The 24,892-nt window shown below is 37.5% G+C and carries 18 protein-coding genes; 12 read left to right on the forward strand and 6 right to left on the reverse strand.

Annotated features, from left to right (window positions below):
• Positions 1 to 230: 230 nt before the first annotated feature.
• The 8 genes from WC623_RS01440 (at position 231) to WC623_RS01475 (ending at position 11,624) form a co-directional block, all read left to right on the forward strand.
• A complete protein-coding gene (locus tag WC623_RS01440; RefSeq protein ID WP_372847748.1) occupies positions 231 to 1,451 on the forward strand; it encodes an NUMOD1 domain-containing DNA-binding protein in 1,221 nt (406 codons plus the stop codon).
• A 102-nt stretch (positions 1,452 to 1,553) separates the two neighbouring features.
• A complete protein-coding gene (locus tag WC623_RS01445) occupies positions 1,554 to 2,234 on the forward strand; it encodes an RNA polymerase sigma-70 factor (RefSeq protein WP_372847749.1) in 681 nt (226 codons plus the stop codon).
• An 80-nt stretch (positions 2,235 to 2,314) separates the two neighbouring features.
• Positions 2,315 to 3,499, forward strand: coding sequence for a FecR family protein (locus WC623_RS01450; RefSeq protein ID WP_372847750.1), 1,185 nt, complete (start codon positions 2,315 to 2,317; stop codon positions 3,497 to 3,499).
• Positions 3,500 to 3,681: 182 nt separating this feature from the next.
• Positions 3,682 to 7,059 (forward strand): SusC/RagA family TonB-linked outer membrane protein, encoded by a 3,378-nt coding sequence (locus WC623_RS01455; protein WP_372847751.1) that lies wholly within the window; start codon positions 3,682 to 3,684, stop codon positions 7,057 to 7,059.
• A gap of 11 nt (positions 7,060 to 7,070) precedes the next feature.
• Positions 7,071 to 8,588, forward strand: a complete 1,518-nt coding sequence (locus tag WC623_RS01460; RefSeq protein ID WP_372847752.1) for a RagB/SusD family nutrient uptake outer membrane protein — start codon at positions 7,071 to 7,073, stop codon at positions 8,586 to 8,588.
• 72 nt (positions 8,589 to 8,660) lie between these two features.
• Positions 8,661 to 9,860: a thioredoxin family protein gene (locus tag WC623_RS01465; RefSeq protein WP_372847753.1), complete on the forward strand. Its 1,200-nt coding sequence runs from the start codon at positions 8,661 to 8,663 to the stop codon at positions 9,858 to 9,860.
• Between the two features lie 46 nt (positions 9,861 to 9,906).
• The gene (locus WC623_RS01470) at positions 9,907 to 11,067 is read left to right on the forward strand and encodes a TlpA family protein disulfide reductase (protein WP_372847754.1); all 1,161 of its coding nucleotides are present in this window, start codon (positions 9,907 to 9,909) and stop codon (positions 11,065 to 11,067) included.
• A 20-nt stretch (positions 11,068 to 11,087) separates the two neighbouring features.
• On the forward strand, positions 11,088 to 11,624 hold the full coding sequence (locus tag WC623_RS01475; RefSeq protein ID WP_372847755.1) for a hypothetical protein: 537 nt from the start codon (positions 11,088 to 11,090) through the stop codon (positions 11,622 to 11,624).
• A 32-nt stretch (positions 11,625 to 11,656) separates the two neighbouring features.
• Here the strand turns inward: WC623_RS01475 and WC623_RS01480 are convergent, their stop codons facing one another.
• Together WC623_RS01480 and truA are read right to left on the reverse strand one after the other, a co-directional pair.
• Positions 11,657 to 13,426, reverse strand: coding sequence for an ABC transporter ATP-binding protein (locus tag WC623_RS01480; protein ID WP_372847756.1), 1,770 nt, complete (start codon positions 13,424 to 13,426; stop codon positions 11,657 to 11,659).
• Positions 13,427 to 13,428: 2 nt separating this feature from the next.
• A complete protein-coding gene (truA, locus tag WC623_RS01485) occupies positions 13,429 to 14,205 on the reverse strand; it encodes a tRNA pseudouridine(38-40) synthase TruA (RefSeq protein ID WP_372847757.1) in 777 nt (258 codons plus the stop codon).
• An 89-nt stretch (positions 14,206 to 14,294) separates the two neighbouring features.
• Here truA and WC623_RS01490 point away from each other — a divergent pair, with 89 nt between their 5' ends.
• Positions 14,295 to 14,762, forward strand: a complete 468-nt coding sequence (locus WC623_RS01490; RefSeq protein ID WP_372847758.1) for a DUF4293 domain-containing protein — start codon at positions 14,295 to 14,297, stop codon at positions 14,760 to 14,762.
• 84 nt (positions 14,763 to 14,846) lie between these two features.
• Positions 14,847 to 16,715 (forward strand): DEAD/DEAH box helicase, encoded by a 1,869-nt coding sequence (locus WC623_RS01495; RefSeq protein WP_372847759.1) that lies wholly within the window; start codon positions 14,847 to 14,849, stop codon positions 16,713 to 16,715.
• Between the two features lie 63 nt (positions 16,716 to 16,778).
• Here WC623_RS01495 and WC623_RS01500 read toward each other — a convergent pair whose 3' ends face one another.
• From WC623_RS01500 to WC623_RS01515, 4 genes are all read right to left on the reverse strand, one after another.
• Positions 16,779 to 17,126: a hypothetical protein gene (locus WC623_RS01500; protein ID WP_372847760.1), complete on the reverse strand. Its 348-nt coding sequence runs from the start codon at positions 17,124 to 17,126 to the stop codon at positions 16,779 to 16,781.
• Positions 17,127 to 17,183: 57 nt separating this feature from the next.
• Positions 17,184 to 18,182 carry an NAD(P)H-dependent glycerol-3-phosphate dehydrogenase gene (locus WC623_RS01505; protein ID WP_372847761.1) on the reverse strand — a complete coding sequence of 333 codons (999 nt, stop codon included), beginning with the start codon at positions 18,180 to 18,182 and terminating at the stop codon, positions 17,184 to 17,186.
• A 76-nt stretch (positions 18,183 to 18,258) separates the two neighbouring features.
• Complete coding sequence (locus WC623_RS01510; protein WP_372847762.1) at positions 18,259 to 19,608, reverse strand: efflux RND transporter periplasmic adaptor subunit; 1,350 nt, start codon at positions 19,606 to 19,608, stop codon at positions 18,259 to 18,261.
• 32 nt (positions 19,609 to 19,640) lie between these two features.
• A complete protein-coding gene (locus tag WC623_RS01515; protein ID WP_372847763.1) occupies positions 19,641 to 21,032 on the reverse strand; it encodes a TolC family protein in 1,392 nt (463 codons plus the stop codon).
• Positions 21,033 to 21,075: 43 nt separating this feature from the next.
• Between WC623_RS01515 and WC623_RS01520 the strand changes: the two genes are divergently transcribed.
• Together WC623_RS01520 and WC623_RS01525 are read left to right on the forward strand one after the other, a co-directional pair.
• Positions 21,076 to 21,726, forward strand: a complete 651-nt coding sequence (locus WC623_RS01520) for a polysaccharide deacetylase family protein (RefSeq protein WP_372847764.1) — start codon at positions 21,076 to 21,078, stop codon at positions 21,724 to 21,726.
• 229 nt (positions 21,727 to 21,955) lie between these two features.
• On the forward strand, positions 21,956 to 24,721 hold the full coding sequence (locus WC623_RS01525) for a bifunctional aconitate hydratase 2/2-methylisocitrate dehydratase (protein WP_372847765.1): 2,766 nt from the start codon (positions 21,956 to 21,958) through the stop codon (positions 24,719 to 24,721).
• The last annotated feature ends 171 nt before the right edge of the window (positions 24,722 to 24,892 follow it).

Below are 24,892 nucleotides of genomic sequence, written 5' to 3' on the forward strand. Positions count from 1 at the left end.
CCCCTGTATCGAGTTTATTTAATACAAAAAAAGCAAGTTTTTCAAAATCCTGTTTCTTTCGTGTCATTTCTGATTATGAAAAAAAATAAACTTAGAACTACAGCGTTAATAAAGTATAAATAAGCAATATGGTTCAAATGTTATGACTCCGAGAAGAATGAAAATAAAAAGAAATAAAATTAACCGCACAAGTGCCTTAAAATAATATATTTACATCCAATATGCCAAATATGAATTATCCACACGAAAATCTTTTACCCGATGCTCTTCCGGGTGAACTATGGGCTCCAATTCCAAAACTGGATGCACCATATGAGGTTTCTAATCTAGGGAGAGTGCGTAGACTGGAGAAAAACTCCATCGATAAGAAAGGTATAGCCAGGAAAAAACCAGGCATGATCATTAAGACAATAATTTCCGAAAGCAAGAACTTGCAAACAGGAGATTCTGCAAAATATGCCGGAATAACATTATCTGCCGGCAACAAAAGACATTACCTAAGTGTAGCCAGGCTTGTTTATTACTGCTTTGTTTCACCATTTGACCTTAACAACAAACAACTTCTGGTATTCCCTAAAGACGGGAATAATCTAAACTTAAAAGCCGAAAATCTTCTTTTAGGCACACCAAAAGATAAAGCAGCAAGGATGATTGCTTCAGGAAGAAGAAAAAGCTTCTTCCCCGAATTCAGCGAAGAATCAAAGCAAAAAAGTCGTGAAAAAATAAAAGCAACAAAAAATGCTAAAGGCACATACAACGTCAGCCGATACTCTTTAACTGGTCAACTGATCGAGACTTATTCAAATGCAAGGGTTGCAGCCGAAGCGATGAACACAGCTCAAGGTTATATTTCAATTGCCGCAAGAGATACAGGAAAAGTTGTTACAGCATGCGGATACTTGTGGAGACGTGGAAATGAGCCTCAACTCGACATGAAATCTATGCTAAAAGAAAGATGGTACGGACACTCTCCTCTTGCAAAACAGCAACACATCATAGGCCAGTACGACCTTGAAGGCAACCTGGTTAAAACCTATACAAATACAGTAGAAGCTGCCAAAGCTGTTAAAGTCCATAAAAATGGAATCAGAAATGTAATCAACGGCAGAGGAATGACTTATGGCGGTTTTATATGGAGTAAAGTAATCAGAAAGAAGATTACAGTCGACCCAAAAATTACCCTCAGCAGATCAGGAATATCCCAGTATGACCTTGATGGACGCTGGATAAAAACGTATAAAAACTGTGTAGCTGCTGCAAGAGAAACACTGGTAGACAACACTAATATCCATCTGGCAGTAAATGGACATACACTTACAGCAGGTGGTTTTTTATGGCGGAAAGGTCAGCAGCTCCGTATAAATATCAATGAACTAAGAAAGCATGATCACTATACTGGTTCAAGCCTTGAAAGGCATATGAAAAGGAAGAGAGAACTCGCTACACAATAAATGCTATTCTTTAAATCAAAAAGCCAGGATCATTGATCCTGGCTTTTTGATTTAAAGACAAACGCCTGTAAAAAAACAGGAAGTCACCACACCATCTTTGTAGTGCATACATATTTTTTTATCTTTACATCGGGGAAGAAATTCGGTTCAGATGAGCTGAAAGATAAAATGATACCATCCAAAACAAAAGCGACTTTTAATGACGAAAAATCTCTTTTACACCAAATTTCTATAGGTGACGCGCATGCTTTCGGTATTATTTTTCATCGGTACAGCCCCAAAGTCTATCATTACGCATTAAAAATTATCAAATCTGAAAATCTTGCCGAAGAAATTGTTCAGGAAGTATTTGTAAAAATATGGAAACTTGAAGAGCAACTGAACGAAATTAAAAATCTTGATGCCTATTTAAACGTACTCACTAAGAATCACACCTTAAAAGTATTACGTAGAATAGCCCTTGAAACTAAAACGAGCAGGATGATGAGAGATGATTTCAAGGAAGATCATAATGAAACTGAAGAATATATCATATTTAAAGACTCCGAAAAAATCTTAAATCAGGCAATTGAGAAATTGCCGGCTCAGCAAAAACTAGTTTATATGCTTTGCCATCAGGAAGGATTAAAATATGATGAGGTTGCTGAAAGACTGAACATCTCCAAACTAACCGTAAAGACACATATGCAACACGCGTTGCGTTTTCTACGCAATTACGTGAGTACACATACCGACATTGGAATCGTTGTTATTCTGATGACGTTACTAAGTGAATCTCGGTAATATTTATTTTTTTTAATTCCCGTTACTCCTACCCGCTTAGCTATGGGTCCTTATAATAAAGGGAGCTTAAACAATAACCCATGAATACCAGATTTGAACATTTGTACAAACAATACGTTGATGACACCTGCACTAAAGAGGAACGGGAAGAATTTCTATCAATGATAGCGGAAAATCCGGATAGTCATAGCATGGGAAGCTTATTAGATAGCACCTGGGATAATCTGAGTACAAAAGAGCTTAACTTTCCTCAGGCAGATCATATACTGGAGAACATCTTATCTCAACATCCAAAAGCTACTACAAAAAAGATCTCTATCTATCATTACATTACTGCAATCGCAGCAATGGTTGCGATAATTACAACAGGTGTGTATTTCTATCAAAAAGAAAAGAATAATCATATCTCCCAGGCTGACACAGCAAACATTCAAGCAGGGACAAACAAAGCAACATTAACACTTGCCGATGGTACAATAATTAACCTTGACAGTGCTACAAATGGAGAATTGGCAGAACAAACAGGTATAAAAATCACCAAGACAGCTGATGGTCAACTTATTTACAACATTACTGACCATAACACAAAAAACGCAGTCCCAACTGAACTGACTTACAATACGATTACAACACCTCGTGGAGGGCAATATCAGGTAAATCTACCTGATGGAAGTAAAATCTGGCTTAACTCAGCATCGTCTTTAAAATATCCAATACTATTTGGCAAAGATCAACGCAAGGTTGAATTAACAGGCGAGGCATATTTTGAAGTTACATCAATAATAAAAGATGAACGGCATATAAAAATGCCTTTTATCGTAAAAACGGATAAACAAGAAGTTGAAGTATTGGGCACACACTTCAACATCAATAGTTATACGGATGAAAACCTGACCAGAAGCACCTTATTAGAGGGAGCCGTAAGAGTAACAAGCTTATTAACAGATCATACATCATCCATATTAAAACCGGGTCAACAATCTATTTTAAACAACAACACTTTGAAAGTACAAACGGTAGACACCGAGGAGGCTGTAGCCTGGAAAAATGGCTACTTTCAATTCAACGAGTCTGATCTTGGCAGCATCATGAGACAAATATCTCGCTGGTATAACATCGATGTTGTTTTTGAGGGACGCTCTCCTAACGATCTTTTCCACTTTAAAGCTCCTAAAGATCAAAACCTCACTGAATTATTAAAAATATTTGAACTCAATGGTATTAACTTAAAAATAGAAGGGAGAACGCTTATTGTAAAATCGTAACTAAAAAGATTTTACCTGTATAAAAAAACCGGAAGTGTTTCGACCACTCCCGGATAAATGTTCCAGGTAAATAAAAAATGAATCCTGATAGACCACATTAAATTATCAACCAGATCGTACAACCAATACTGAATCTCTTAAAAAAGAGAACCGGAATAGCTACGACGAAACCTAACAAAAATATGAATAAAATTTTAGACGCATTAAGGGTCATGAAATTAATTATATGCTTACTAATCATAAGTTTTCAGGCGAATGCAATTGCATTTAGCCAAAGTATTAGCTTGATCGAAAAAGATGCAAGCATAGAAAGTGTTATTAAAAAAATCGAAAAACAGAGTGGCTACTCTTTTTTTTACAAAATAGACTTACTAAGGAACAATGCTTCAAAAATTAACATTTCACTAAAAAATGCAAGTGTTGACCAAGCCTTGCAGCAAACATTAAGTAATCAACCGCTAACTTTTGTAATTGTAAACAAAACGGTTATTATAAAGTCTAAAACAGAGACAAGTTCTTCTGAAGCCAGAAAACCGATTCGTGGAAAAGTTACAGATGGTAAAAGCCCGCTTCCAGGAGTATCCGTTAAAATTGATGGAACAAATAATGTTACCACTACAGACGAAAACGGAAACTTCAGTTTAAATCTTACTCCAGGCACTTACCGTATCCTGTTTACTTATGTAGGCTATGAAAGCAAGCGTATAGAAAAGGTGGTTACAGCTGGCAATGATTCAGACATCAATATTGTATTAAATCCTGCCATCGCGCAACTGCAGGAAGCTGTTGTAGTTGGCTACAGCACTAAAAAAGCAAGCGAAGTTACAGGGGCCTTACAGACTTTCAGTGCTAAACAACTGGAAGGTGTGACGAGTAATAGCGTAATCGCTCTATTAAAGGGGAAAGTTGCTGGCATGTATATTACAGAACCTTCAGGCGACCCAAACAGCAAGCCTTCTTTGGTAGTACGTGGACAAGGGACTCTTCCCATTCAAGGTAGTACAACTGGTCGTGTAACCAATAACCTTAACCCTTTAGTTGTAGTTGATGGAATTATTTATGCTGACGTAGCAAACCCTACTGACATCATTTCAACAACAGATATTGAAAGTATTACTTTATTAAAAGATGCTGCTTCGACAGCTATATATGGCTCGCGCGCAAGTCAGGGTGTATTGGTAATTACCAGCAAAAAGGGGGTTGCAGGTGTAACTAGACTTGATGTTAACAGCACAATTGGTATCAGTCAGCGATACAAGGGCAATCTTGAATTCATGAACAGTCATGAGCTGTACGATTATCAGCGTAAAATGTTAATAAACTCTTTTAAGATTAAAAATGAAGGTTTAACAGAAAACGACTACTTAGCAAAATATTTACCTGCAGCTTCTTTATTAGACACCTATACAAACTGGAATAACGAACTTTACCGTGATGCCACAAACAAAGCAGTAAATGTAAGTTTATCTGGTGGAACAGATAAAACACGCTATTATTTTGGAGCAAGCCGCTTTGACGAGCAAGGCCCTTTAAAAGGCAATGATCTTTTAAGAAACAGTTTCAAGCTGAACCTTGATCATAATATAACAAAAAAACTTAGCATTACTGCTAATGTTAACGCCATTTTTGATGAAGGTAATAAAAGTCCAATCAGTGGAATTACACCACTTTATCTATTGCCATGGTTTACCATGTACAATGAAGATGGCACACCTAAAAAAATATTAGGAGCAGACGTATTATCAAACACTTACCAGAACCCTGTTTATGATTTACCATTTAATAGTAACATCACAAAATCTCAACAGCTAGTTGGTGTATTCTCTGCTAAATACAAAGTGTTCGACTGGTTAACTTTATCATCTAACAACTCCTACAACACTTCGTTTACGAATAACGACAATTACGAAGACCGCTTATCCCTAACAGGGACAGCTGACAAAGGAAGACTTGCGCAAAGGAAAAACAGTTCAAATTCTTTCATGACTTCCAACCTCATTACAGCACGCAAGCAATTTAACTTACATACCGTAGGTGGTTTAGCTGGTTTTGAATACAACGAAAACAACTCTGAATATAATGCATTAGCTGTAAAAAACATGCCGACAGGTGTAAAAGTTCCTTCTGCAGCATCAGAAGTATGGAATACCTATAGTGGCAAATCATTCAGTGGAGAACGTTTTTCAAGGGCATCTTATTCACTTTTCTCCGAAGGTAACTACAGTTATGACGACCGCTATTTTGCAAATGCATCATACCGTATGGACTATTCTACCAATTTCGGGATAGACAATAGAGCTGGACATTTCTATTCACTAAGTGGCGCCTGGCTCGCCTCAAATGAGAAATTTTTACGTGGCAACAAGTACCTGACCAATTTAAAACTAAGAGGTAGTTACGGTACCAGTGGTAAAGTTGCCGGTGAAGACTTTTTAACAGAAAGCTTTTATAATTTCAATTACCAGTATGGAGGTGATCCTGCTGCTGTTATCAATCAGCTCGGAAACAGACAGATCACATGGGAACGTGCATATGTAACCAACCTGGGAATTGATTTGGGTTTATTCAATAGGATAACCTTTTCTGCTGATTTCTACAGAAAAAACAATCAAGACTTACTTCAAAGAGTTGCAGTATCATCATTATTTGGTGTACCAAGTCAATATCAAAACTTTGGAGCTATGTTAAACAAAGGTATGGAACTGGTACTTTCCAGCAAAAACCTTACCGGCGAATTTACTTGGGAAACAAGCATGAACCTTACCTTTAACAAGAACAAATTAACCAAACTATATGGAGGCAACATCTCTTACGGATATGCAGGTATACTAAAAGAAGGGGCTGATATAGCAGATGTTGCTGCTTATAAATGGTTAGGAGTAGATGAGCAAACAGGTGCACCTCAGTTTGAACGTTTAGAATTTGATCCCGCCACAAACAAATATAAAAGCACAATCGTTAACACAGTTGATGCTATAACAGCTGGACTAAGTGGAGAAGCTAATAATGCTCAACGTCAGAACATAGGTACTACCACCCCTAAATATTATGGTGGCATGCTCAACAGCTTTGGTTACCGTGGGTTTGAACTATCTGTATTACTAAACTTTGCAGCTGATTATCTGGTATATAACAACTCCGCAAATACCTATTTCTCTTCAGAGGGCAATAATGTCTTAAGATACAATCAAATCAAGCCTTTACACGGAAAGGTAATCTGGGAAAAACCAGGAGATAAAGCTACCGAACCCATGATTTATCGTGGCCGTACTGATGGAGCTGGGACACAATATATTTCCAGGTACTGGGAAGATGCCAGTCATATCAGAGTACGTAATGTAAGATTAAGCTATTCGCTTCCTGATAAGTTGATCAACAAAGCCAAATTAAACAGAGCAAGTGTTTACCTGAGTGGAGACAACCTGTACATTTTTACCAAAAAATCATTCACTGGGGTTGATCCTGAGGGTGGTTTGGCTGGAGACACCAACAGCTATGGAATCAGTGCGGGATATGGTGCCAGCCGTAAATACTTATTGGGCGTACAGTTAACATTTTAATGAAGCAGACAATGAAAAGAAAATTCATACTATCCATATATATAGGCTTTGCAGCAATGGTTTTGTTTAGCTGCAAGAAAGCAATCAATGAAAACATCAGACCATTTAATGATAAAGCCGACACTGAACTTTTAAGTACACTTGATGGATTAGCCATGGCTACCAATGGCAATTATGCCCTTATGGTAACTAAGTCAGCCGGAGATGCACAATATGCATTGAGTTGGTACAATTTAAGTGAACTAAAAGGGAACAATCTTTATGCTGTTGTACGGGCTTATCCACAAACCAGAGATGATGCTTATACTTTTACAAATTCACCTAGTCAGGGCCCAACTACTGCATTTTGGAGGATGTCTTACCGTATTGTATTTGGCACAAACAAAGTTATTGATGCCATTCCAGAAGGACAGGGAGCAGCCTACGATCAGATTAAAGGAGAAAACTATTTCCTTCGTGCAATGGCGTATTTTAACATGGTAAGGGTATATGGTCGTCCATATTATCAGAACAGCGAAACATCACTTGCTGTACCGCTTTCTTTAAATTCTATAATCCCTAATGACTATGCACCGGCTCGCAATACAGTTAAGGAAGTTTATGAGCAGATCATTTCTGATCTGGAGAAAGCAGCTGCTTTAATGACTCAAGTCAAACCAAACAACTATGCCAGTAAAGAAACAGCATGGGCATTATTATCACGCGTATACCTTTATATGGGCGGCACACCTGTTAACCCACAGATAGATTATAACACCAAAGCTATTGAATTCGCAGATAAAGTTATTGCTTCCAATAAATATACTCTTTTACAAGGATCAGCTTATAGCAATTCTTTTGCCGTAGACAGTAAAACCAATAAGGAAGCTATTTTCAGTTTCAGACATGATAATTCCAATGGTAACCAAATTAATGAATTCCTGACACCAAGAGACGTATTTGGAAACTTAAATTTCGGTGAATATGGAGCTTCATCTGATTACATGGCTATTTTAAAACAGAACCCTACTGATTTAAGGCAAAACTTCATTACAATAGAGAACGACAAAAGGGTAACTACTACAGATAAAAGCAGGAATACAATCAAAAAATTCAATTTTGAGCAAATTAATCCTCCAGGTGGTTTCGTGTATAGCCCAGAGAGCAGAAGTGGAACACCATACATTCGCATTGCCGAAATGTATTTAAACAAAGCTGAAGCATCTGCTAAACTAGGACATGACAATGATGCTTTAATCGCTCTTAATGCCGTTAGAACCAGAGCTACAGCACCAGAGTGGACAACCACAACACTTGCTACTGCAAACATGAGCATTTTTGAAGCTGCCTTAAATGAACGTAGACTGGAATTAGCATGGGAAGGACATTCGTCTTATGATTACTTCAGAAATGGGATGGACATGACTAGAAATTATACGGACTATTTCAATAACGCTCCAATAACTATTAAAGCCGATGATAAACGTGTGGTTTACCCTCTGCCCCCAGGAGAAATTGAGAAGAACCCAAATCTGGTACCAAATCCATAGTAAAAATATTATCCCGGACTGCTCTTAGGTCCGGGATAATAAATTCAGTTCCAACTCACAAAACCCATCAATATGAAAAAACTACTTATTGGAATTGCTTGCTTAACCAGCTTACAAGCCATAGCTCAAAACCGGGAAATCTCATTTAAAGAAGCTGACTGGAAAACCCAATTGGCTACCGCTAAAAAAGATAATAAGATCATTTTCTTTGATGCTTATACCAGCTGGTGTGGCCCATGTAAAATGATGGCAAAGGATGTCTTTACCCGCGACAGCGTAGCAAATCTATTCAACCAAACCTTTTTAAATGTTAAATACGACATGGAAAAAGGTGAAGGACCTGCTTTAAAAGATCAGTATGGGGTTAGTGCCTACCCTACTTACTTATTTATCAATGCTGATGGAGAAGTGGTTCACAAAATTGTAGGTAGCATGCCCGCCAATGAATTCATGACAGAAGCTGCTAAAGCCTTGAACCCTGAAAGCACTGCTTTTGGCCTTGCTAAGAAATTTAACGCTGGGGATCATTCCGAAACAACTGCCATTGCATATATGGAAGCATTGGAAAAGGCTTATGAAGCTGGCAAAATGGGTACTGTTGCCAAAACATATTTTGATGGTTTACCAGAATCTTCTTTACTAGATAAAAAGAACTGGGAATTAGCATTAAAATATCTGAGCAACCCATCCTCAAAAGCTTTTGCCTATCTATATACACACAAAACCGATTTGGAAAAGAAATATGATGTAGCTAAAGTAAACATGTATTTCGAACGCAGCTTAAATATGTCAGTTTATGGAGTGAAAAGTGCTTATGAGAAAAACACAAATCTGAAAGAAGCTAAAGAAATTGCTACTGCCATCAGAAGAATACAAGCTAAACCTACACCTAACGCTGCGACCATGCTTGCACAATTAGACCTGATTGAATTTGCTGCTGCAAAGCAATGGGATAGGTTCACAGCAAAAGTGGAGTCAATACTCGCCGATAACAGTTTCCCTCGTAAACCTGGTTTTGTAGTAACGGCAGCAAATGATGTGGTTACCGCAGCGCCATTAAAATATAGCCATACAGCTGCTAAATGGGCTAATCAATTAGAGAAAAATAATACTGACCTTTTCACAAGTATCCAACTGGCCGACCTAAGAAAAAGAATATTTAAAAAACAGGGTAAAACTACAGAGGCAGAAGCAATGGCCAACAAGGCAAAGGACTTAAGGAAAGAGGCTATGCAAAAAAAGCAGATGACTCCTCCAATGATGAAAGACTAAATAATAAAAAGACTAAAAATTAACTTAAATAAATAAACAAAACACCATGATTAAAAAAGGTTTAACACTGGCAGTTGCCGTCTTATTAATGGTAAGCAGCAGCTTTGCCCAAAAAGGAAAAACCGTAACTTTCACCGGAACAGTTAAGTTTCCAGATACAGAAAAAAAATATCCAATTTACCTTGGCAAATACGTAGGTGAAGGGTTCAAAAGGGCTTTCGTGGCAATTGACAGTACTACCTTAGATGCTAAAAATAGCTTTTCATTTAAGGTTCCTGCAGACAAACCAGATTTTTACCAGGTACGTGTATATTATTTTGACCGCATTGATTTCTGGGCTAATAAAGACAACATTCACGTAAATGTAAGAGGTATTGACACGGCTAAGATGAAAATCAAAAACCCACCATACATTTATATGGAAAATACATCAGCAGAGAATGATGTGATTAATGATGTAAACCTGGTAAGCTATCTGAACTACCAAAGCATGATTGCGGTTGGTCAAGAACAATACAAAGCTGGTCTTTCTAAGGATACATTATGGATCAATCACGCCAAAGGAGGATTTGACAGAATCAATGTAGATAGAGACATCAGAACCAAATATCTAATCAATAAGTACAAAGACCAACCATCTGTACTTTATGCATTGAATGGCTTAAGCTGGAAAAGAGATGGTGAATTGCTGATGTCAACTCTTGATAACCTGATTAAAAAATACCCTTGGTTAACTCAGGCTAAAGCAAAGAAAAAAGAAATATTGGATAACATGGCCCAAACAGCTAAAATTGCTAATGGTCAAAAAGCACCTGATTTTTCTTTCCCAGATGTTAACGGTAAAAAATGGGGTCCAAAGGACTTCAAAGGTAAATACCTTATTATTGATTTCTGGGCTTCATGGTGTGGTCCTTGTCGTCAGGAAATCCCTCACTTAAAAGAAGTATACAAAAAATATAAAGATAAAGGATTGGAAATCTTAGCTGTATCAGTAGATGCTAAAGAAGATGCATGGAAAAAGGCAATGAGTGAAGAGAGAATGACATGGCCACAAATCAATGCTAAAGAATCTAAACCTGTAATGGCATCTTATCTATTCAGCGGCATCCCTTACTTGGTAGTTGTTGATAAAGAAGGAAACATCATTGAGAAAAACGTTCGTGGCGAATCATTAGATAAAGCCCTTGAAAAAATATTTGGCAAGTAACAATTAAGTACCTTATCAAAATGAAAAAGATATTATTATCATTATTAATCCTGACCAGTTTATCTGCAACTAGAAGCTATGCCCAAATGGCTGCCGCTCAAAAAGTAAAATGGGATGTAGAAAAAAATGTTGAAATCAATATGGAAATGGATATGGTATGGGACATTTTCACTAGCAATGAACAATTGCAAAAAGCCTCAAATGGTTATGTAAGTGCCATAGAGGTTGTAGATCCGAAATTCCCCATGTCTAGGAAAATAACCTTTTCAAACGGAGGAAATCGTTTTGAAAACATTACACAAAGTGAAGCACACAATAAGCTAATTGCAATAAGTCTTTCTGATACGCATCTGCCTAAAGGAATTAAATCAGCTGAATATGCCATATTCATTAAAGCTAAGGACAGCAAAACAAGTGTAATGTGGAGAGCAAAGGTACAAGGTAATGAGGAGGCTAAAAAAGCTTTAACTGCGCAATTAAATGCAGAATTCGACAGCTATGCTATCGGACTTGAAAATCTGAGTAAAAAATCAATTCCTGCAGCACGCATGAATTAATATAAAGGGGTTCTATTACGAACCCCTTTTGTTTATTTTTCTACTCCGGTAGAGTTGAATTGCAAATCATACAGCTTTTTATAATAACCATCCAATTTAAGCAATTGCTGATGGGTTCCCATTTCCTTGATTTCGCCTTTATCCAGTACCAAAATCTGATCTGCTTTCTGAATAGTCGACAACCTATGGGCAATTACAATAGAGGTTCTACCTTGCATCAAGTTTTCAATCGCCCTTTGAATGAGCATTTCAGTTTCAGTATCAACTGAAGACGTAGCCTCATCCAATACCAAAATAGATGGGTTATAAACCAATGCTCGGATAAAAGAAATCAATTGAGCCTGTCCAGCAGAAAGCGTAGCTCCTCTTTCCATCACATTATAATGATAACCTCCAGGTAAACGTTCAATGAAATCGTGAGCACCTACTTTCTTAGCGGCATCAACTACCTCTTCCATTGTTATGTCAGGGTTATTAAGTGTAATGTTATTAAAAATGGTATCAGAGAACAGGAATACATCCTGCAAAACAGTGGCGATATTCCTACGCAGATAATTTAGCTCATAATCCTGAATTTTAACTCCATCTATCTTGATCTCTCCTTTTTGGATTTCGTAAAAACGATTTAAGATGTTAATAGTGGATGACTTACCTGCCCCGGTAGCACCGACCAATGCAATCGTTTTTCCTGCCGGTACAGTAAAGGAAATATTCTTTAACACATAGTTCTCATCAATATAGGCAAACCATACCTGGTCAAAGGAAATTGCCCCTTTCATTTTTTCAGGAACAAAAGAACCCTTATTTTCCGTTAACTCATCTGTATCCAAAACTTTAAAAACACGCTCAGCCCCTACCATCCCCATTTGTAGGGTATTGAATTTATCTGCGAGTTCACGAATTGGACGGAACAGCATATTGATATATAGAATAAACTCAGCGATAATTCCAGGAGTCACATCCAAAGGTTTAGCTAATATACTTCTTGAGCCGTACCAAACTAACAGGCCTAATGACATGGCCGAGATGATCTCTACAACCGGGAAGAATATAGAATAGTACCAGTTAGAACGAATATTTGCATCGCGATAACGGGCATTAATCTTTACAAACTTCTTATACTCCTGCTCTTCTCTCGCAAAATACTGGATGATTGATACCCCAGAGATATGTTCCTGTAAATAAGTATTGAGGTTAGATACCTCAGTACGGATTTGCTGAAAAGCAGATTTGATAGCTTTTTGAAAAATGGAGGTAGCTACAATCAATAAAGGCATTGGCAATAAAACAACCAGGGTTAGCGCCCAGTCTTTATAAACCATCACCCCAATAATCACAATTACCATCAAAATATCACCAATAATGACAATTAAACCTTCGGAGAAAATCTCGGCAATGGTTTCAAGATCAGAAACAGTACGCGTAATCAACTGTCCGATCGGGGTATTATCGAAGTACTTTAAACGCAATTTAGAAATATGATTAAATACATTAATCCGCAAATCACGAATGGCAGACTGCCCAAGAGTATTAGTGAGTAGTGTGTGACTAAATTGTATTCCAGCCTGTAGCACTAACAAAACAAGCATCAGAATGGTCATCGTTAGCAAACCATTATAATGCCCCTTCATAATGTAATTATCCAAAGTATGCTGAATAAGAAAAGGTCTTGCGGGGGCAATCAGTGCCAGTAATATGGTTAAGATTATAGATAAAATAAAGATTCTGCGATAAGGCTTTACATATTGAAAAACTCTTTTCAATAAGCTAACATTAAATGCATCACCAGTTATTTTAGACATTTTTATTTCACAAAAGGATAAACAACACTTACTAAATACAAACCACAAGCAGGTACAGATTGTCCGGCACTACTTCGGTTTTTACTCTCTAAAATCTCTTGAAATTGCTGCAGGTTCAATTCTTTTTTACCGACCAGCACCAAAGTACCAACAATGGCCCGAACCATATTTCTCAAGAAACGATCTGCCCTGATGGTAAATAACAAACCTTCATCTTTTTCCTGAAAGTAAGCTTCAACTACTTTACAGTTATTCGTAAAAGTCTGCGTATGAGATTTACTGAAACAGGAGAAATCCGTATGTACCAATAAAAGCTTTGCAGCTTCATTCATTGCTTCCATATCTAGTTTCCCTTTATACAACCAAGAACGATTTAATTTAAAAGGATCTTTATGAAAATGGAGATGATAATGATAAGCCCTTTGTGTAGCAGCAAATCGCGCATGAGCTTCATTCTCTACTTCAAATACCCGTTTTACCGATATTTGGTAAGGTAGCAATGAATTGATCCCTGTAACAGCATTTAGAGGATCCGGCACTTTAGCAACAGGCTTTCCTTCTACTGCGGGAACTTCAATATTTAAATCAAAATGTGCATAAAACTGCGTTGCATGCACCCCGCTATCTGTTCGTCCGCAGCCCATCGTAACAATGGGCTGCCTGAAATAAACTGATAAAGCTTTGTCAAGGCATTCCTGTACAGTAAATGCATTGGGCTGTATTTGCCAACCATGATAAGTGGTGCCGTCGTACGACAATTCGATAAAATACCGTTGCATGTTCAATCTTACAAAATTATCTTTTTAATCGGATATCGGATTGGTAAGTATCTCTGTTTTGATATATTTGTTGAAATTATTGAACTGATATGATACAAAGAGTACAATCTATATGGCTTTTATTGGCGACTTTGACGTTGATTTGTTTATTATTTTTACCTCTGTTAACAAAAACTGTTGACAATATAGAGTACCGCATTTATACTACTAGTCTGCATCAACATGTAAAAGTAGGAACTGCTGAAGGTATAAAAACAGAAATATCTATTGTTCCAATGGCGCTAAATATTGCAGCTGCATTATTTTGTTTTGCCAGTATATTCCTATTCAGAAACAGGAGTATGCAAAAAAAGGTAATCCTGGTAGCTATTTTAATAATTATTGCATTAAGTGTACTTTGTGGCATCAATACGCAGCAATTACCTGGTGGGATGGCAGGAATATCTCCTGAACCCGGGACATTTTTGCCTTTAATTGCTATCATTTTTTCAATGCTTGCAATAAGCGGAATTAAGAAAGATGAGCAATTATTGAAGTCGGCTGACAGGCTCAGATAATTAATTGATTGATTTTTATTTAGTTACATATAAATAAAATACCAAAAATTAAACTTACCTTTGCGGCTTAATAAATTATAATACATGATAAACCCATTTAGTAAATTGGGGATAAGTGATGACGTTGTTAATGCTGTAAAGGATTTAGGTTTCGAAAATCCAACACCTATTCAGGAACAAAGTATTCCTGTGCTGTTAGAGGGCAATAACGATTTTGTTGGTTTGGCCCAAACAGGAACAGGAAAAACAGCCGCATTTGGTTTGCCGCTGTTAGAATTGATAGACTTCAAGAGCAATAAGCCTCAGGCATTAATTTTATGCCCAACCAGAGAGCTCTGCTTGCAGATTACTAGCGACATCAAGAATTTCTCAAAAAACATCAGTGGTGCAAATGTCGTTGCCGTTTACGGTGGCGCAAACATTATGCAGCAGCTGCGTGAAATTAGAAACGGTGTACAAATCGTAGTGGCTACACCGGGCCGCATGTTAGACATTATTGGCCGTAAGGCTATAGACTTCAGTAACGTGAAGTTTGTAGTTCTTGATGAAGCTGACGAAATGTTGAACATGGGTTTCCAGGAAGACATTAATGATATTTTGTCTACTACACCTGACGATAAAAAAACATGGTTATTCTCCGCTACAATGCCTCCTGAGGTAAGAAGAATAGCTAAAAACTACATGGACTCACCAGTTGAGTTAACCATGGGTACCAAAAACACTGGTAACGTAAATATCGAACACGAGTACTATACAGTACGCGCAAGAGATAAATACGCTGCTTTAAAGCGCATCGTGGATTTCAATCCGGAAATTTTTGCAGTAGTTTTCTGTAAGACTAAATTGGATACACAAGATGTTGCTGAACACTTGATTAAAGATGGTTACAATGCTGATGCTTTACACGGAGATTTATCTCAACAACAACGTGATAAAGTAATGCAACGTTTCCGCGAACGTAACATGCAATTATTAATTGCTACTGATGTTGCAGCTCGTGGTATCGACGTAAACAACGTTACTCACGTAATCAACTATTCTTTACCTGATGAAATTGAAAGTTATACCCACCGTAGTGGCCGTACTGGTCGTGCCGGAAAAACTGGTATCTCTATCTGTATCGTAAACTCAAAAGAGTTAGGTAAAATCCGTCAGATTGAAAGAATCATTGGAAAACAGTTTACTAAAGCTACTCTTCCTACTGGTTTTGATGTTTGTGAAAAACAATTGTTTGCTTTGGTACACAAAGTTCACAATGTAGAAGTTAACGAAAGCCAGATTGAGCAGTACATGCCGCGCATTATGGATGAGTTTGCTGAACTAAGCAAAGATGAAGTGATCAAACGTTTTGCTTCTTTAGAGTTTAACCGCTTTTTAGAGTATTACAAAAATGCACCGGATCTGAACAATGTTGACGATAGAGGTGAGCGTGGAGAACGTGGTGAGCGCGGAGAAAGAGGCCCAAGAACTAGCGAAGGTTATACTCGTCTGTTCATAAACCTTGGTTCTGTTGATGATTTCACAAGAGGTGATTTATTATCATTTGTATGCAACAACGGTAAAATCAGCGGAAAAGGAATTGGTAAAATTGACCTTAAAGGTGTTTACTCATTCTTCGAAGTTGAAAATGCATCTGTGGAATCTTTATTCAACAACTTTAAAGGTGTTGAATTTAACAACCGCGGTGTAAGAATCGAAAAAACATCTGATAGCGATGGTGGCGGCGGTGGTCGTAGTCGTGGTGGATCTGGCGGTGGTCGTCGTGAAGGCGGATACGGCGGAAGACGCGAAGGCGGTGAACGCAAAAGCTATGGTGGCGGAAACAGACGTGAAGGCGGAGATCGTGGTGGTTTCAGAGATTTCTCTGGAAGAAGCCGTGAAGAAAGATCTGGTGCTGGTGCTGGCAGACGCGAAGGCGGATATGGCGGCGGAGACAGAAGACGTAGATCTTAATCGCAATCAATACATACTAAAAAGCCTCCGGAAATTCCGGAGGCTTTTCTTTTTTACCCCTATTTAGTTTTTTGTTATAGGTCTTGTTTTAATCTGAGATGCCTCTAAATAAACTTTTGCACCTTTTTTATTGATGTAATACTTTTTGTTTTTACCATCAATATATACATCGGAACCATCAGGAGCCATTTTACCTTTAAAAGTCTGATCTGCAACTTTTGCTGTACCTTTTACAGCTACTTCTGCAGTCTTATTCCCAACTTTTGTGGCTGTTTTACTAATTGCTTTTCCGGTATGATCTAATGCCTTACCTACTTCAGTCTCTTTTTTCTTCTCCTGTGCACTTACATTAAAGCTTAGTGAAGCACAAATAGCCAAGACCAATAACCCTAAAAAATACTTTGTTTTCATAGTCAAATGATTTTAATATCAACCAGATAACAATAGAAGACAAGATATTGTTTGCGTTTAATTCAATTGCTCGGTAAGTAGACGCATTTCAATCTGAGGCGAATGCTTTTCATATAGGATAGCGTACACTGCACGACTGATCGGCATATCAACTTTATACTTCTTATTAATGAAATGCATACAGCTTACAGCATAATAACCTTCAGCAACCATATTCATCTCCAACTGGGCCGACTTCACTGTATAACCTTTACCAATCATTTTCCCGAAATTTCGATTACGACTAAATTGCGAGTATGCTGTTACCAACAAGTCGCCAAGATAAGCTGATTCCATGATATCTCTGGAAATAGGATGAACTGCATCTACAAACCGTTTAATCTCACGAATAGCATTGGAAATTAATACCGCCTGAAAGTTATCACCATAACCAACACCATGACAAATACCACTGGCCACAGCATAAATATTCTTCAGCACAGCAGCATATTCCGTCCCAAAAATATCATCAGAAACATTCGTTTTGATATATCTTGTATTTAAGAGATTGGCAAAAAAACCAGCTAAGCCAACATCTATCGAAGCAATTGTTAGATAAGATAATTTCTCTAAAGCTACTTCTTCAGCATGACAAGGGCCACTAATCACTACAATATCCGCTAAGGGCACCGCATACTTTTGATGAAGGAATTCACCAATGATCTGATTTTCTTCCGGCACAATACCTTTGATTGCCGATATAATCTTTTTACCTTGAAGCTGATCAGGTGTGACATGCTCTAACGTTTCCTTTAAAAAAGCAGCCGGCACATTCAGAATAATATAATCCGCCTCTTTAATAACAAAAGCAATATCATTAGAGATATTGTCTTCAGGGACACGGATTTCAACTGAGCTTAAATAGTTTGGATTATGCTTATATTTCTGAAGATGTGAAATGGCTTCAGGATTCCTCATCCACCAGTAGATCTCTTTTGCAGAAAAGTTATCCGTGAGCATTTTTATAATAGCAGTAGCCCAACTACCCCCACCAATCATTGCGACTTTAGGTATCATACATTATAAATAAAAAATCCCGGCTTAATGTTTTAAACCGGGACTAATTTACTCATTTAAAAAGTATTGATAAAGCCTACTTCTTACCAGGCTCAGCAAACAACTGATCCTTAGAGACTTTCTTTACCTTCATACCATCCTTTAACTTGTTCTGAATAGCAGAATATGGACCTGTCACGACTTCCTGTCCAGATTTAAGTCCTGTTTTAATGATGATAAACTGATCATTCTGAATGCCTGTAGTTACCTCAACTTGTTTAACAGTTTCATCCTTATTGTACAGATAAACATATTGCTTGATTTTTTTATCTGTCAGCTTGCTTTTTTGTTTATCCTGGCTATCATCATTTTCAGGTTTCTTATCATCTTTCTTTTTGTCAATTGTAAAGACAGACTGGATAGGAATGGATAAACCATCAACCATATCACTTTCGATATCAACAGTAGCCGATAAGCCTGGTCTGAATGGAGAAGGAAGATCCTTAGCTCCACTGGTAATTTTATCATAAGACTCGGCAAGAATACGAACCTTCACAACAAAGTTAGTCACCTGATCTACCGAACTTGTTGCAGTACCAACATCTTTAGAAGAACTCGCAATTTCAGTAACTGTACCTTTAAATTTTTTATCAGCAAATGCATCAACTTCAATAGTTGCATTATCGCCTACCTTAACCCTATTGATGTCATTCTCGTTCACATCTACATTTACTTCCATGGACGAAAGGTTCGAGATACGCATAATCTCCGTTCCAGCATTTTGAACTGTACCTAAAATACGATCTCCCAATTCTACAGAAAGCTTTGAAATCACACCATCAACAGGTGCAAATATTGTAGCCTTAGCAAGATTTGCACTTGCCTCCTGTACATTTGCACCAGATTGCTCCAGGTTAAACTTAGCTGCACTTAGCTCTTCTTTTGCTCTACCCAAATTTGTTTTTGCTGTTAAAAAAGCTGCTTTGGCAGCATCAAATTCCGAAGCCGAAATTACCTTTTTATTAAACAACTCAACATTACGCTTGTAAGTAACTTCTCCATTTATAAAATTAGCTTCAGCTTGTTTAAGCATTTGCGCTGCACCTGCAACACTAGCTTTCTGAGAGCTATAAGAAGCAACTGCACGGTCGTAACCCGACTTAAGCACATCTGGGCGGACTTTAACTAACAATTGTCCTTTTTTTACAATATCGCCTTCTTTCACTAAAAGCTCCGTTACCTCACCTGACACCTCCGAGCTAAGCTTCACTTCTGTTTCAGGTTGTATTTTTCCACTAGCGGTAACCGTTTCTATAACCTTTCTGTTCGCAACTTTTTCTGTGCTTACTTTCTCACTCTTATCTCCTCCAATCTTTCCCGTGTAAACTCCCAGTCCAAGAAGGGCAATGACAACACCTACTATGATTAATATGGTTTTTAATTTCATTCTTGTATATATTATGTGAATCTGTATGGATGTTAAAAAACAATTGGTTTACCTAAATAATAATCAATCACTTTAGCTCTGAAAAGTAAGTCATAACGTGCTCTGATCATATCGATCTCGGCTGTATTCTTTTTAGTTAGCGAAGTGCTGTAGTCAAGAGAATTAACCAATCCAACATTATAACGTTGTTCGATTACTGAAAAAGCTTCCTTTTGCGCTTCAAATGCTTTGGTAGCCGAAGCATAAGTGCTTTCAGCAGCTTTTAAATCTGCTACTGACTGGTAAATAATTTTACTCAAATTATTTTTGGTAATCTGCTCATCAGCTTGCGTCTGCAATAAATTGATTCTTGCTTTTTTAACACTCGATTTGGCTTGCAAACCATTAAAGATTGGAATGCTCAAAGTCAATCCCAATCCTTTACCAACATTATTTTCTATCTGGGTTTTAAATGGAAAATTCTGAGGTATGTTTGGTGCTCTATTGGGATCAAAACTCGGTAAATTATAGCTATAAATATAAGAAGAACCATAACTTCCACTAAAAGATAATCTAGGATACAAATTACCTTTTGCAACATCAATTCCTTTTTTAGCGGCTTCGGTTTGTAAGGCTGCTAATTTGATATCAGGAAAAATTGCCATTACCTCTTTATAAAGCTGTTCAGCATCATATACATTTGTTGGACGACTGTATTTAGCTACATCAGGCGCCTGAACAAGAAACCTTGTAGATGAGGGGATATCCATTAATTGGGCTAAAGAAATGAAGGATATATTCAGTGCATTATCTGCTGTAGTAACATCTAATTCAGCCGTTGCTACCTGCGATTTCGACTCTGCCAGGTCAGCCAGTGTTTTATTCCCTACCTCCAAAAGCTCTTGCTGCTGAGTTAATTGTTTACGAGCAACTTCCAACTGTTCTTTTGCAGCTTTTAATCTATCCTTATTATATAAAATATCCATGTAAGACGTCACAACCTGCAATATCAGATCATTCTTTACCTTATCTGTACCAAGTTTCCCTGCATCCAATAAGATTTTGTTTTGCCTGATCTGGTTGAGTTTAGAAAAACCAGCAAATAAATCGACACCAAAATTTACTCCAGGGCTCATACTATAAGTCTGTGTATTTTCATAAACTCCGGAGCTGATATTATTACGACCCCATCTCATCCCCTGATCAATTCCAGCACTTAAAGTCGGATACCTGGCCAGTTTCGCCTGTTTTAAATTCTCTTCTGCTAAATCTTCGTTCAATTTTGACTTAGTTACCTGAAGGTTATTCTGAAGTGTAATTTCGATTGCTCTCTGCACTGTAATCACCTCCTGAGCAACTGTTTCTTGTGCAAAAGTGGTGACAAAACCAAATGTTAAAGCCAGAAGAAGCTTTGGAAAGGTATTATAGGAGATGACTGTCTTCATAGAATTTTTTCACAATATTAAGATAAACAACTTACATTTGAACATGTACCTGGTCAAATCTCCATTTTTATTAAAATGGTATTACCCTTCTTTAACATGGAATAAAACCCGAAAAGAAAAAGTTATTTATTTAACCTTTGACGATGGACCCATCCCCGATGTTACACCTTTTGTTTTAAAAACTTTAAAAGATTTCAATGCAAAGGCTACATTCTTCTGTATTGGCGACAATATCAGGAAGCATCCTGATATTTTTAAACAGTTAAAAGAGGAAGGACACCAAGTAGGAAATCACACTTTCAATCACCTTAAAGGCTGGAAGACTGAGGATAAGACTTATCTTGAAAATTTTAAAATGTGTCAGGAATTGACCCAAACCAATTTATTCCGTCCGCCTTATGGAAGGATAAAAAAATCACAGATAAAACTTATTCAGTTGGCCATTTCCAATTGTCAGTTTCCAGTTCAAACTGCTAACGCTAAACTACAAATTGTTATGTGGGATGTCATCACCGGTGATTTCGACCTCAATCTTTCTCCTGAGGAATGTTATCGGAATGCAATTAAACACACTACCAGCGGCTCAATTGTTGTTTTTCACGATAGTTTAAAAGCATTCGATAGATTGGAATATGCACTGCCACGATTTCTACAATATTTCACTGATAAAGGTTTCAGTTTTTTAACATTATAGCACTGAACGATTCACATCCAATAAGCACAATTTAGAACGATTCCAAATTACTTAATCGCCTGCCTAAATTGCACTTAAAGGTTGTTTTTTGCTATTTTTGTTTTAAACAAAAAATTCGTTTTTTTGTCCAAAAATCACGAGTTAATACGCCAAAAATAGTATTCTTTTTGTGAAGAACTGGTGGATATTTTGATCCGCAAAGTTTTCGCAGAAAAATAAACAAACCAAGATGAGTATTTATAACGATTATATCCAGGAGATTGAAGACAGAAAAGCTCAAGGTCTTCACCCTAAACCTATTGATGGAGCTGAATTATTGAGTGAAATCATCACTCAAATCAAAAGTGTAAACAATCTTAGCAGAGAAGAATCTCTTAATTTTTTCATATACAACACCCTACCTGGCACTACCGCAGCGGCCGCTGTAAAAGCACAATTTTTAAAAGAGATTATTTTAGGCGAAGCCGTTGTTGCAGAAATTACGTCTGATTTTGCGTTCGAGTTGTTGTCTCACATGAAAGGTGGACCATCTATTAAAGTTTTATTAGACATCGCATTGGCTGACAATGGAGATAAAGCTAAGAAAGCTGCAGATGTTCTTAAGACGCAAGTTTACTTGTACGATGCCGATACAGATCGATTGAAAGAAGCTTACAATAATGGCAATGAGATCGCTAAAGAAATATTGGAGAGTTACGCAAATGCTGAATTTTTCACCAAACTTCCTGAAGTACCAGAAGAAATCAAAGTGGTAACTTTTATCGCTGGTATTGGAGATATTTCTACGGATTTATTGTCGCCAGGTAACCAAGCTCACTCGCGTTCAGATCGTGAATTGCATGGCAAGTGCATGATCACTCCCGAGGCTCAAGAGGAAATCCAGGCATTGCAAGCACAACACCCAGATAAAAGTGTGATGTTGGTGGCTGAAAAAGGCACCATGGGTGTGGGTTCTTCACGTATGTCGGGTGTGAACAATGTAGCACTTTGGACAGGAAAAAAATCTAGCCCTTATATCCCATTTGTAAACATTGCTCCAATTGTTGGGGGTACCAATGGTATTTCTCCAATTTTCTTAACAACTGTTGATGTAACTGGTGGTATCGGTATCGACCTTAAAAACTGGGTAAAGAAAACAGACGAGAATGGTAATGTCGTTCGTAATGAAAAAGATGAGCCAATTTTAGAGGAAGTTTACTCTATCGAAACCGGAACTGTTCTTACGATCAATACGAAGACTCAGAAATTATACAATGGAGATCAAGAGCTGATTAATATTTCAAAAGCACTGACTCCTCAAAAAATGGAATTTATCAAAGCTGGCGGTTCTTATGCTATCGTATTTGGTAAAAAAATTCAAACTTTTGCAGCGAGAACTTTAGGCATCGAAGCGCCAACAGTATTTGCTCCAGCGAAAGAAGTATCTATCGAAGGTCAAGGCTTAACGGCTGCAGAAAAAATATTTAACAGAAACGCTGTAGGCCTAACTCCTGGTAAAGTTTTACATGCTGGTTCTGATGTTCGCGTAGAAGTAAACATTGTTGGCTCTCAAGATACAACAGGCTTAATGACTGCTCAAGAATTAGAGGCGATGGCTGCTACAGTTATTTCTCCAATTGTTGATGGGGCTTATCAATCAGGTTGCCACACTGCGTCTGTTTGGGATAAAAAAGCACAGGCAAACATTCCTAAATTGATGAAATTTATGAATGACTTTGGTGTAATTACTGCTCGTGATCCTAAAGGCGAATATCATTCAATGACAGACGTTATTCACAAAGTATTGAATGACATCACAATTGACGAATGGGCAATCATTATCGGTGGCGACTCACACACTCGTATGTCTAAAGGCGTAGCTTTCGGTGCCGATTCTGGTACAGTGGCGTTAGCATTGGCAACTGGTGAGGCTTCCATGCCAATTCCCGAATCGGTAAAAGTTACATTCAAAGGCGAGATGAAACAACATATGGATTTCCGTGACGTTGTTCATGCTACACAATTGCAAATGTTGCAACAATTTGATGGTGAAAACGTATTCCAGGGTCGTATCATCGAGGTACACATAGGTACATTATTAGCAGATCAGGCCTTTACATTTACCGATTGGACAGCAGAAATGAAAGCAAAGGCTTCTATCTGTATTTCTCTGGATGATACCCTAATTCAATCTTTAGAGATTGCTAAAAGCCGTATTCAAATCATGATAGACAAGGGGATGGACAACCATAACCAAGTGCTTCAAGGATTGATTAATAAAGCAAACAAACGTATCGAAGAAATTAAAACTGGTATTAAGCCAGCTCTAATGCCAGACGATAATGCAAAATACTATGCGGAAGTAATTATTGATTTGGATTTGATTGAAGAACCAATGATTGCTGATCCGGATGTAAATAATGCAGACGTTTCTAAACGCTATACCCACGATACCATAAGGGATTTAACTTTCTATCGTGGCGATAAAAAAGTAGACCTTGGTTTCGTAGGTTCTTGTATGGTACATAAAGACGACTTAAAAATCGTTTCTCAAATGTTGAGAAATGTAGAGCAAAAAACTGGCACAGTGTCATTTAAAGCGCCATTGGTTGTGGCTGCTCCAACTTACAACATCATCGATGAATTAAAAGCAGAAGGCGATTGGGAATACCTCCAAAAGTATTCTGGATTTGAATTCAGCGATGCATTACCTAAAGGCACGGCAAGAACCGAATATGAGAATATCATGTATCTGGAGCGCCCAGGTTGTAACTTATGCATGGGTAACCAAGAAAAGGCAGCTAAAGGTGATACGGTAATGGCTACTTCTACACGCTTGTTCCAAGGTCGTGTGGTTGAAGATAGAGATGGTAAAAAAGGAGAGTCCTTATTGGCCTCTACGCCAGTAGTTGTTCTTTCTGCAATCTTAGGCCGTATTCCGAGTATAGAAGAATACAAAGTAGCTGTAGAAGGAATCAATTTAACAAAGTTCAGCCCTATTTCTACAAAACAATAAGAAACAAATAATCACATATTTTGTTATTAATATCAAGAGGGTATCCGATGTGTCGGATACCCTCTTGATTTATGTATGAGAAAACACACATAGAATTGTTTTAAATTAAACAATTCTCAAAAAAACCGTCAGAAATTGTTTAATTTAGTTTGTTTTATTACTGACTGTAAT

Source organism: Pedobacter sp., from assembly GCF_041645105.1.
Classification (GTDB): Bacteria; Bacteroidota; Bacteroidia; order Sphingobacteriales; family Sphingobacteriaceae; genus Pedobacter.